Annotated in this window: 7 protein-coding genes; 3 read left to right on the forward strand and 4 right to left on the reverse strand. The window is 64.0% G+C overall.

Annotated features, from left to right (window positions below; all coding sequences use genetic code 11):
* Window positions 1-244: 244 nt before the first annotated feature.
* A complete protein-coding gene (locus tag LzC2_RS17390) occupies window positions 245-1,192 on the reverse strand; it encodes a hypothetical protein (RefSeq protein ID WP_171189292.1) in 948 nt (315 codons plus the stop codon).
* Between the two features lie 388 nt (window positions 1,193-1,580).
* Between LzC2_RS17390 and LzC2_RS17395 the strand changes: the two genes are divergently transcribed.
* Window positions 1,581-2,243, forward strand: coding sequence for a homing endonuclease associated repeat-containing protein (locus LzC2_RS17395; protein WP_171189293.1), 663 nt, complete (start codon window positions 1,581-1,583; stop codon window positions 2,241-2,243).
* A gap of 312 nt (window positions 2,244-2,555) precedes the next feature.
* Window positions 2,556-3,041: a hypothetical protein gene (locus LzC2_RS17400; protein ID WP_171189294.1), complete on the forward strand. Its 486-nt coding sequence runs from the start codon at window positions 2,556-2,558 to the stop codon at window positions 3,039-3,041.
* Window positions 3,042-3,464: 423 nt separating this feature from the next.
* Here LzC2_RS17400 and LzC2_RS17405 read toward each other — a convergent pair whose 3' ends face one another.
* The 3 genes from LzC2_RS17405 to LzC2_RS17415 all read right to left on the reverse strand — a co-directional run bounded on the left by LzC2_RS17405 (window position 3,465) and on the right by LzC2_RS17415 (window position 10,267).
* Window positions 3,465-5,582: an AAA family ATPase gene (locus LzC2_RS17405; RefSeq protein ID WP_171189295.1), complete on the reverse strand. Its 2,118-nt coding sequence runs from the start codon at window positions 5,580-5,582 to the stop codon at window positions 3,465-3,467.
* Between the two features lie 111 nt (window positions 5,583-5,693).
* Window positions 5,694-8,654: a ribonucleoside-diphosphate reductase subunit alpha gene (locus LzC2_RS17410; RefSeq protein ID WP_171189296.1), complete on the reverse strand. Its 2,961-nt coding sequence runs from the start codon at window positions 8,652-8,654 to the stop codon at window positions 5,694-5,696.
* Window positions 8,655-9,211: 557 nt separating this feature from the next.
* Window positions 9,212-10,267 carry a DUF6807 domain-containing protein gene (locus LzC2_RS17415; RefSeq protein ID WP_171189297.1) on the reverse strand — a complete coding sequence of 352 codons (1,056 nt, stop codon included), beginning with the start codon at window positions 10,265-10,267 and terminating at the stop codon, window positions 9,212-9,214.
* Between the two features lie 114 nt (window positions 10,268-10,381).
* Between LzC2_RS17415 and LzC2_RS17420 the strand changes: the two genes are divergently transcribed.
* Entirely contained in the window at window positions 10,382-11,074 is a 693-nt protein-coding gene (locus LzC2_RS17420; RefSeq protein ID WP_171189298.1) for a ClpP family protease, read from the forward strand.
* Window positions 11,075-11,121 lie beyond the last annotated feature (47 nt).

Genomic DNA, 11,121 nt, shown 5'->3' on the forward strand with positions numbered 1-11,121 from the left:
CCGGCGAACGCGACCGGCGCGGCGGCCGCGGCGGAGGCGACGAACAGACGACGATCGAGGGGGGGATCCGTGTTCATGCGGGATCGTAGGAGCCGCCGGGCTCGTTTCGACGCCCCCCCGGTCGCGGGCGATCAGGGCAGGCGGGTGGGGCAGAAGCGGAGCAGAGGCCTCCCCCTGCCCCAGCCACCTGCCGCCCGGGGATGAGTGAGCGCTGAACGCCATACGCTCACGAGGGACCACCGGTCTACTTTCGGCGACCGCCGGGGGCGGGCACGACGACCGCGGTGGACGCCTCGGACAGATTGCCGACGCCGTCCAAGACGGTCACATGAATCGTATAGGTGCGGCTCGTTTTCTCCCCGGAGTCCCGTTCGGCGCGAAGCTCCACGGTCGCCACGTACGTCCCGCCGCCGACGTGGGTTAATTCGACCGGGACGGGGCTGGAATAGCCGTCCTCCCCGTTCACGTCGCCGGTGTTCTTGCCCCTGCCGTTCGAGTCATCAGCCTGACTGCTCTCAATGTCGCAGAGGACGATCAGGTCGTCCGGCCCCGTGCAATCGTCGGAGGCCGTGACCAGAATTTCGACGGGGACCATCTTCTTGTTCGACGAGCCAAGCGATTCCACATCGGTGGCGACCGAGACCTCGGGCGCCTCATTAAAGTTGAACGTGAAGTCGTCCATGGCGAAATGCGTCCCGTAACGTCCCAATCCCGCGTTCACGCCGCCGAACGAGGTGAACGACAGCGTATCGATGTCGCAATAATCGAAGTCGAACCACGTGGGCTCCGACGGACTCACGACCACCGTCTCCGTGTAGATGAGTTCGCCGTCCCGGTACCCGTCGACGGTGATGTTCAACCGATAATTCCACGCCGCCGTCAAGTACGCGCCCTGGAACGTGAAGTAGCTGCCCGCGGATGCGGAGGCCACCGCGGAGAACGGGTTATAAGCGACGTAATCGCCCGAGACGACGCCGTTCGTATACCCGGTTCGGCGTTCCGACTGAGGCCTGAGAACGTTCAGATCGGTCCAGTTGAGTCCTCCATATCCGTCGGGAATGCGGGTCCAGGACTCCTCAGTGACGTCGTCGAACGTCAATACGTCCGCGTACGTTTGGCCCGCTGCGCTGAGGAAGAAACCCGCCGCGGCGACTGCGGCCGTGAAGCAGGTACGGAAGGAGGCGACGCCCATTGACCACTCGCGAAAAGGTTGCGGAATCAGTCCCTGAATCGGAACGCTGGGAAATCTCCAGATCGGAGAGTCGGGATGATGAAGGGGAGCGCCGGAGAGCGTCAACTGCATCAGGCGACGCTGATGGGTGTTTTTCCAAAAACGGGCGGGCGGCGGGGGCAGAAGCGGAGCGGAAGCCCCGGAACGGACGGCGGACGAACAATGACAGAGCGATCGGACGTCACGCTCCCATGCCTGACAGCCCAAAAAGGTTGAAGGCATGTCACCCGACGCATTCTCAAACATTTCGTCCCGCGAACCTCGGGTTTCCCGGATTGCTCTTGGGAACAGGCGTTCATCGGCGATCCTCGGGCGGTTTGCCCCCCGATCCCCGCACCCCGCCTGAGCCATGTCGACCGACCGCCCGACTGTCTTCCCGTCCCCCGACTCGTCCGACTCGCCCGGCGTCCCGCCGCGGGCGCCGGCCCGTCGTCCGTCGCCGTGGTCGAGGGACGACCGGCTGCGGGAGCGGGAGCGACGGACGCGGGTGCGGTCGACGCTGCTGGAACGCCTGCCCCCGCCGGACGCCCCGCCGCTGGGCGATCTCGGCTCGTTCCGGGTCGATCTCTGGCCCCCGCGGCCGCCGCGGATGCCGCGGATCCCGCCCCGCGGTCCCGGCGCCGCCGCGGTGGGCTGGACCGAGGAGAAGCTGCTGGACCGGGTGCGGACGTTCGCGGCGTCCCGCGGGCCGGACTTCACGATGCAGGAGTTCGTTCGGTGGGCCCGGATCACATCGAACACCCTCTACAAGTACTGCGGAACCTGGGCGGAGACCCGCGTCGCCGCCGGCCTGCCGGCGGAACCGACGTCGTCGGACCTGGAGGTCAAATCGCTGCACGCCCTGCTGTACACGTTGCATCTGAACCGCCGCCGCTCCCGCCCGCTGACCGGCGAACAACTGGCCCGGGCGGCGCGGATGAGCGTCGGCCCGATCCGCGGGTTCGGCGGCGTCAAACAGGTCCGCAACCTCTACCGCCTCTGGGTGGAGATGCACCCGAAGAACGAGGAATGAGCGACCGGCGGGTGGGAGATCGCCGAAAGGCCGCGCGCCATACGCTCACGCAGGGCGCCGTCGGCCGTCGCAGAACCGCTGTCCAAGAGGGCGCCGCTGGCATCCTGCCAGTGAGAGCGACGCGGCCCAAAGTGCGAGGGCCGATCCACCAACCACGTCACCCTCCACTGGCGAAACGCCAAAGTCACCCGCCGCACGCACCGGCAAAGCCAGCGCCACCCGCCGCCGTGTTCGCTGTCGGCGCGGTCCTTCGCACAGTAAATCGACTTCTTGCGAGAATCCGCCGCCCCGTTTCCCGACCACAGAAACCTCATGAAGCCGCTTCTGCTCATCGCCGCCCTGTCCCCTCTTCCGGCGTCCGCCGGCGTTTCTGTTTATACGGACCGGCCGACGTTCGAGGACGCCCTCAACGGGGGCGTCCTGACCACGGAAACCTTCGTCGCGGCCGGGACGCCGGTTCCGGGAGGAGGGTTCGAAGATTTTCGCTACAGCAATCTCACTGTTCTCGGCGGTCGAAGAAGCGCGATCGGGAATCTCCCGGACGGCTACGGAATCAATTTGGGCCTGACCGGGACGGGACCGACGACGGTCGCGGAAATCTTACTTCCCGGACCGGCGAACGCCGTCGCGTTCGACCTCTTTGACGCATTCGAGGGACCGGACACCATCGAGTTCGGAGTCGAGATCGACGGCGTCTATAGCCCTCTGCTGCGAGGCAGCAACGCGCCCAACAGTAGTACGCAGTTCGTCGGCTTCGTCGACACCAGCCGAACGTTCGACACGATCTCGGTCCTTTAATTCGGCAACCCGTTCGACGCATTGATCTTCGACGACGTCGCCTTCGGGACGGCCAACGTGAGCGGATCGAACGTCCCCGAACCGACCTCCGCGATACTCGCGGCGCTTCTGGCGGCCGGACTGACGCTCGGCAACCGGATGCGTCAAATCACGTCGGCTGCCTGACCGATCGACTTACCGGTCGTCGGCCGGGTGGCCGGGGTCGGGCGGGAGCGGGCCGCGACGCCCTCTCGACGAGACGCCGCCCGCCCCCGGGAGCGCGACGTGGTCGGTCGGCTCCCCGGTTCATCGCACGCCGTTCGTTCCGGGGGCGGCCCGGCGATGCGGGTGAGGCCGACGACGCTCCCCACGGGCCGACCCCGGCCACCCTGGCGTGGAGAACATCCCATGCCCCGGCCACCCGCCCGCCTGCCCTATTCATCTCTATCGGTGCCCCAAGGCGTTCTGCAGGCATTCCTTCATCCCCTGCGGCCGATGACCAGAACGCTTCATTTCAGAGACGATTCCATTGCGCAGGGTCTCATATGCGACCCCGCCACCGCGACTAAACTGATTGAGTTTGCCGGTCAGGCACCTTAACAGATCACGCCCTCTAAAAACGGACACATACGTCCCGTCTTCCAAGCTATCCTCAAAGCGTTTCCTTTCCTCAACTTCCCTTTCCTGAATCTTCGCATCTGTGAGAGAAGGGATCATCGACTGCAATCGGCCAGATATCGCCTCGAGCTGTCTCGCGAGCATCTCCTGCCAATTGTCTATATTCCCTCGAACGGTGAGACCCGACGCAGTTTGCAGTTCGCTCTCAAACTTTGAGATTACGGCGTGCGAGGCCACTTTCGGGAGCATCTCCCTTGCGCATTCCACCATGATATCCTCTACCACATCGACAGTTACACCGAAACATTCGTCGGCATTAAAATGCAAGAACGCAGAATGAATAAACTTAGGCTCCAGTAGAAAGTTCTCGATGTGATAGCATGGCCAACAGTGTATTTTCTCGCCGCTCTCTACGCCATCACCGTCTGCATCGACGATTGCTGCAACCGAAACTTTTTCCGTCACGCCAGACAACGCCTCGACAGTTAAGACCTCGACCATCTTCCGAACGGCCGACTTACTGCCACCGGAGATCAGATTAACTTCAGAGATGAAGTCGGGGAACAGTGCCTCTACCATCCGCTTATCAAATTCTTGCGCACCAACAGTCCCTCCCCCTTCCAAGACAAGAACCGGCCGCTTCGGCTTGTACCCGTCTAAGCTTCCTGTGAGGTTTAGGACTGCTCTCTGCAATTGGTCATCTGCTCCCACTCTGACAACCTCTGCACCGCTATCACCAAGGTGCATATGAAATACGGCCGCTTGAGAATCTTGCACTACCTGCTCTAGAAGACGGTCGGAGTGCGTAACCATCCAAAGCTGGTTACCAAGAGGCTTACCAAGATTGTCGTGATAGAACCTCGCGATGTGCCGGGAAAGTTTCGGATGCAGATGCAGTTCCGGCTCATCAAGCAGTATCACCGAATTCCTGATCCGCTGATTCCATAAGTGCAGATACCCAAAAAGGACCTCTTTTTCGCCAGAACTAAGCGAATCTAGATCGTGCTCCTCCCCATTCGCCATTTGGACGGGGAACTCAAATCTACCATCAGTAGCCACTCGAACTCCTAAGAACTCCTTCCCCTCAAAGAATTCTTGGAACAGATCTTTTAGCGAGTCGATCAACAGGTTGGCGGTCGCCTCGTCTTGCACGCTGGAGTCGTCTCTGCAGGCCGCAATCAAGCTGCGCAGATAGCCAGCCAGCATATGAGACTTTATGCTATTATACTTATTCGCCACGTCAAAGACGGCGTGAGGACGAGGTGAACCGTCTGCAGACAACTGCTGTAAGTTGAGGCTCTGAACTTGCTCTCTGCTGTAAGTTCGCTCTGCTGGATGGTATTCGATTGACCCTACATCCTCCGGCAGCGCGTCTCCGAAGACTATTCTTGCAAGCAGCGAGTCAGCTACGTCACTGTCACCGTTCGGTTGAAGCTCAACCCAAGCTAAATGCTCACGCTGCCGTAGCTGGGTCCGTAAGCGGCCTAAACCTTCTTTCACCCAATCTTCCACATCGCTTCTGAATCGCCGCCGGTGGTTTGGCCGGATTGATATCCCTGGGTCTTCTACAGCCTCCCCCTGCGGAAAGAGACTCTGCCAAGCCAAGGCCTCACAAACCTTCTCCGCATCATTTGCTATCGCGTCAGTTTCGGAAGGTTTAAGGGCAAAGGCCACTTCCACACGAAGCGGGTTTGTTCGATCACCCAGAACCGCCGAAACATCAGCCACGCCTCTTTGGCTAGCAACGCCAAGCTCACTGAACCACTTTTGAAGTCCATTGGAACCGTCGTTGGCATAGGCAGCTTTCACCAGCCGAACCGCATTAAATATCGTGGACTTTCCGCAACCATTAGGGCCAGCGATAACTACCTGTTCGCCGAGTCCAGCCAAGCTGATTTCCCGGATGGTTTTAAAGTTCCAGATCTTCAGTTCAGAGATTTGCATCGATCACCTGCCATCTTGTTCCGCGAGTGCGTGGCCGAAACGAGACCGGCCCCGGACACTCTGCGAACAGGGCGAACGGAGCCGGGCGGGTTGCTGAAGGGCTGCGGGGGATTACTGGCAGGCTTCGCAGGTGGGGTCGTTGGGGTCGCAGGCGGCGCCCTCCTGCACGGCGGACATCGACAGCGGGGCCGTGTCCTCCTCCACCGTCGCCGTGGACGTCGGCGCGGCAGACGTCGCGCCGCCTAACGGCGACGGCGAACCGGGGGGCGACGCCGCGGGGGCCGCCATGCCGCGTTCGATGGCGACGTTGCCGGATTCGCTCTTACTCTTCATCCAACGCGGTTGCACGCCGAACTTGTTGACGTCCACCGTGCTCTTCTCCACCTGCGTGGCGGCGAGCGTGCGGAGGTAATAGGTCGTCTTCAAGCCGCTCTTCCAGGCGTCGATGTACATGTCGCTCAGCTTCTTGCCGCTGGGGGCGGACATATACAGGTTCAGGCTCTGCCCCTGATCGATCCACTTCTGACGCTTCGACGCACAGGCGAGGATCCAGCTGGGATCGACCTCGAACGCCGTCAGATAACGGGCCTTCACGTCGTCGGGGATGTCCGCGATCTCCGTCAGGGCGCCGTCGTAGTACTTCAATTGTTCGAGCATGTCCGCGCCCCACAGGCCGCGTTCCTTCAGCTCCTTGACCAGCTCGATATTCACCTGCGTGAAGTCGCCGGACAGGTTGCTTTTGACGTACAGGTGCTTGTACATCGGCTCGATACTCTGGGCCACGCCGGCGATCGTGCTGATCGTCGCCGTGGGGGCGATCGCCATGATGTTGCTGTTCCGCACGCCGTGCTCCGCGACCAGCGCCCGCACCGGGGCCCAGTCGAGACTGCATTCGCGGTCGACGTTCACCTCTTCCCCGCGCTCGGCGGCCAGCAGATCGAGGGTGTCGATCGGCAGCAGCCCGCGGTCCCATTTGCTGCCCTCGTAGGACGAATAGGTCCCGCGTTCGGCGGCGAGGGCGCTGCTGGCCCGGATCGCCTCGTAGCTGATTCGCTCCATGCTCTCGTCCGCGAACCGCACGGCCTCGTCGCTGGCGAAGCTGATGCCCAGCGCGGCGAGGGCGTCCTGGAAGCCCATCAAACCCAAGCCCACCGGCCGGTGCCGGGTGTTGGCGTTCTTGGCTTCCTTGGTGGGATAGAAGTTAATATCGACCACGTTGTCCAACATGCGAACCGCGGTGCGGATCGTGTCGGCCAGCAGGTCGGTATCGAACGTCATCTCCCCGTCCGGGCCTTCGACGACGTGGCGCCGGAGGTTGATGCTGCCGAGGTTGCAGACCGCGGTTTCGTCGCGGCTGGTGTTCAGCAGGATCTCCGTGCAGAGGTTGCTGCTGTGCACCACGCCGCAGTGATCCTGCGGGCTGCGGATGTTCGAGGGGTCTTTAAAGGTCACCCAGGGGTGGCCGGTCTCGAACACGCGGGTCAGCATCTTCCGCCACAGATCGACGGCGGGCAGGCGCCGGGAGAGGGCGATCTTGCCGCTGTCGGCGAGGGCTTCGTAATGCTCGTAACGTTCTTTAAACGCCTTGCCGTACAGATCGTGGAGGTCCGGCACGTCGTTCGGGGAAAACAGCGTCCAGTCCTCGCCGGCCTGCATGCGTTGCATGAACAGGTCGGGGATCCAGTTCGCCGTGTGCATATCGTGGGTCCGCCGCCGGTCGTCGCCGGTGTTTTTGCGGAGGTCCAGGAATTCCTCGATATCGAGGTGCCACGACTCCAGATAACTACAGACGGCCCCCTTCCGCTTGCCGCCCTGATTCACCGCGACGGCGGCGTCGGAGACGATCTTCAGGAACGGGATCACGCCCTGACTTTTGCCGTTCGTCCCGGAGATATGGGAGCCGGTCGAGCGGATATTCGTCCAGTCGTTCCCCAGACCGCCGGCCCACTTCGAGAGCGCGGCGTTGTCGCCGATGCTCTTGAAGATGTGCTCCAGATCGTCCTGCACCGTGGTGAGGTAGCAGCTGGAGAGCTGCGGGTGCAGCGTGGCGCTGTTGAACAGCGTCGGCGTGGCGCTGGTGAAGCGGAAGTCGGAGAGGACTTCATAGAACTCGATGGCGCGGTCGGTCTTGTCGGCGCCCTCGGCGCTGGCGAGGCCCATCGCGACCCGCATCCAGAAGAACTGCGGCGTTTCGATCCGCCGGCCTTCCACGTGCAGCAGGTAGCGGTCGTAGATCGTCTGCAGGCCGAGGTACTTGAACCCGGCGTCCCGCTCCGGCTTGAGGGCCTGGGCGATGCGGGCGGTGTCGAAGGTGCGGACGAACGGGTCCAGCCGCTTCGCCGCGACGCCGTCGATCAGGTAGTGCTCGAACTGGTGCCGATACAGCTTGTGGAGGTCCTCCGGATCGCTTTTGTGCGTGCCGAGGGCCTCGTTGTGAATCACCATCCGCATCAGGCGAGCGGCGACGACGTCGTGGGCCGGGTCGCGTTCGATGCGGCTGCGAGCGGCGAGGATCATCGCCCGATCCAGTTCGGCGGGGGTGATGCCGTCGAACATGCTGCGGAGGACCTCCTCCTTCAGCTCCTCGACGTTCACGTCCCGTTCGAGTCCGCGGGACGCCTCGGCGAGGCGCCGGCGAATGCGGTTCTCGTCGAACGGCACGCGGGCGCCGTCCTCCAACGTGACGGACAACCGCGGCGGCGCCGTGGGGGCGTCGTCTTCGGTCACCTCGACCGGCTGCAACGCCCGCCGTTTGGCGTGCTCCGCCCGGTACTGGATGTAGGCGCGGGCGACGCGGTAGTGGCCGGACCGCATCAGGGCGATCTCGACGAAGTCCTGGACCCTCTCCACGTCCACCGGCCCGGAGGCGGCGAGCGGGGCGATCTCCTCGGCGACGCCGGCGGCGATGCGTTCGACGTCGGCCTCGGTCTCCTCGTCGAGGGGCTGCTTCTCGGCGAGGTTCAGCTCGGCCCGGAACGCCTTGCGGATGGCGTCGGCGATGCGCGAAGTGAGGAACTCGACCTGCCGGCCGTCGCGTTTACGGACGAGCCAGGTGTCGGTCGCGGGAGGCATAGAGAGATCCAAGGGTGACGCAAAAGAAGATTCCGCCCGCGCAGCATTCGCGGCGTTCGGACTGACACTTTCGATCCTGATCGCACCGCGCGAAGAGGCGTTCTCGCCGGACTCACCCATCGGCCCCCTCCACCTGACGGGTCCGACCCGGCGTGCGGATCGGGCCTCGCGGCGCGATGAGGGAGACTTTGGCGCGATGACGCCCTGCGGAAGCCCTGCGGCTTGGCAGGCGAACGAGTGGGGACTCTGCACGTGTCAGGCAGAGTCGAACATTTGTACCGAGCGGACCGGATCGCGGCAAACACAAATCGGCGAAAACCACCAGATCTGGGCAATCCCCTGAAGTCGATCCACGAGATCTGGCGTGCATCGTGACTGCTTCCCCCATGGATATCGACGTGCGTCCGAGCTGAACCAGAACGGTTCGCTTGTACACTATACCGGCCGACGAGTCAACGTGCGTTCACTCTCTCGCCGTCCCAGGCCGCGCAGCGAAACGGCCCGGGTTCGCCGTCGCGGACCCGGGCCGTGGAGGAGAGCGATCGCCTCGGCGGGCGTTACTTCCCGGGCGTTCCGACGTAGCGCTGGTACGCCCCGGCGACGTCGCCGGCCTTCGCATCGCCGTCGTGCACGTACACGGCGTAACGCAGGCGCAAGGGATCTTTGATCTCGACCGGGGCGGCCTCCTCTTCCCCGTTGGTGTAAGCCTTCGGGCCGAAGGGGCTGATCGCCATCAGGCCGTAACCGCGGGCGTGGTAGCGGGCCTTGCGGAAGTTGTCCGGGTGGTCGAACAACGCGACGCCGCCGCCCGGGGCGCCTTCGGTCGCGGGGGCGCTGCAATCGCACCAGGCGGCGACCTTCCCCCAACACTCCTTCTCGCCCACGCCGCCCTCGCTGTTGGTGATCACGCCGTCGCCGCGCTTCACGTCCAGCGCCGGGGCCATCCGCACGCCGACGAAGCCCTCCTTGGTGTCGCCGATGGTCACCGTGCCGCCGCCCGGCGGGGGGGAGAGGGTGATGTCGTATTCGATCAGCGTGCCCTCATTCCGCATAACGTAGCCGGACGAGTCGTCCGCGCGACTCATGGCGGTCAACCCTTGAGCGTTGATCGTCGTCTCCTCCTTCAACACCGGCGTACCGTCCGGGGTGAGCCAATGGTTCACGCTGCGAATCGTGCCCCGCTTCGGATCGAGGTTCACCTCCTGCGTTTCGATTCGCCCGGCTTCGACCCAGTGCTTGAAGGGGCCGAGCAGTTCGCCCTCTGCTCCGTCCTCTCCCGGCAGATGGAGTTCGACTTCGTCCACGCTGACCCACACCCCCTTGTGGTGCGGGTGATCCGCGGACGCGTAGTCCAAGACGTTCACCCCGCTCGGCGTGTAGAGGGGGAACATGAACGGCTTGGGCAGCGGGAGATACTGCTTTTTCGGCGGACCAGCCGAATGCCAGACGAATAACGGACGATCGCCGATGCGGGCCGACGCCGCGATATCGGTGCCGCTTATCGTGGTGGGCGTCGTGGGCACCGCCCCGAAGGGGTTGTCAGACGATTCTTCCACCGCCTCCGGCGGAGCGGCCAGAAGCAGCAGGGCGAGGGCGAACGGGGCGGCGGGCATGACGGGCGTTTCGATTAGAGGACGAACGCCGCGAGTGTGACGATCCATTCCGCCTCATGCGACCGGGATGCGACCGGGGCGACGAGCGGCGCGCCCGGGACTACGCTGCCCGCCATGCCAAGCCGCCGCCCGTCCCGTTCGCCGCTGATCCCCCGTTCCCCGCGCCGCGCCCGTCAGGAGGAAGAAGAGGTCGAACGCCCGCCGCACCGGCTCTCCGCGGCGCCCGGACCGGGGATCGCCTTCGAACCCCCGCCCCGCAAAAGCGGGTGGGAGATCGCGCTCTCCGGCGACCTGACCGATCGGCAGGCCGAATTGATGGACGCCCTGATCGAACTGCCCCGCGGCAGCGCCGGGACGATCTGGTTCGACTCCCCCGGCGGCAGCGTTTATACGGGGCTGGCGATGGCGAGCGTCTTAAGATTGCGCGGCCTGCGGGCGACCGCGATCGTCGCCGGGGAGTGCAGCAGCGCCGCGATCCTCCCCTTCGCCGCCTGCGAGCGTCGGCTCGTCACGCGGCATGCGACGTTATTATTTCACCCCGTCCGCTGGCACAGCGAGGAGGACGTGAAGCGGGAGGAAGCCGTCGAGTGGGCCAGGCACTTTGATTATATGGAACGGGATATCGACGATCTGCTCTCGAAGCTGCTGCCGATGAACCGCGAGGCGCTGGAGAAGTGGACCCGTCCCGGCAAGTTCGTGACCGGCGCCGAGCTGGTCAAAGTCGGGTTGGCGGAGACCGTCGATCTGTTCTCCGGCGACCTGTGGGGGCAGATGAAGGCCGTCCCGCGCGGGCGCTCGAAGCGGTAGACTGGACGGATTCGTTCCCTCGCCCCGCCGCCCGATGCCCGCGACCC

It is taken from the genome of Alienimonas chondri, from assembly GCF_013036045.1.
Taxonomy (GTDB): Bacteria; Planctomycetota; Planctomycetia; order Planctomycetales; family Planctomycetaceae; genus Alienimonas; species Alienimonas chondri.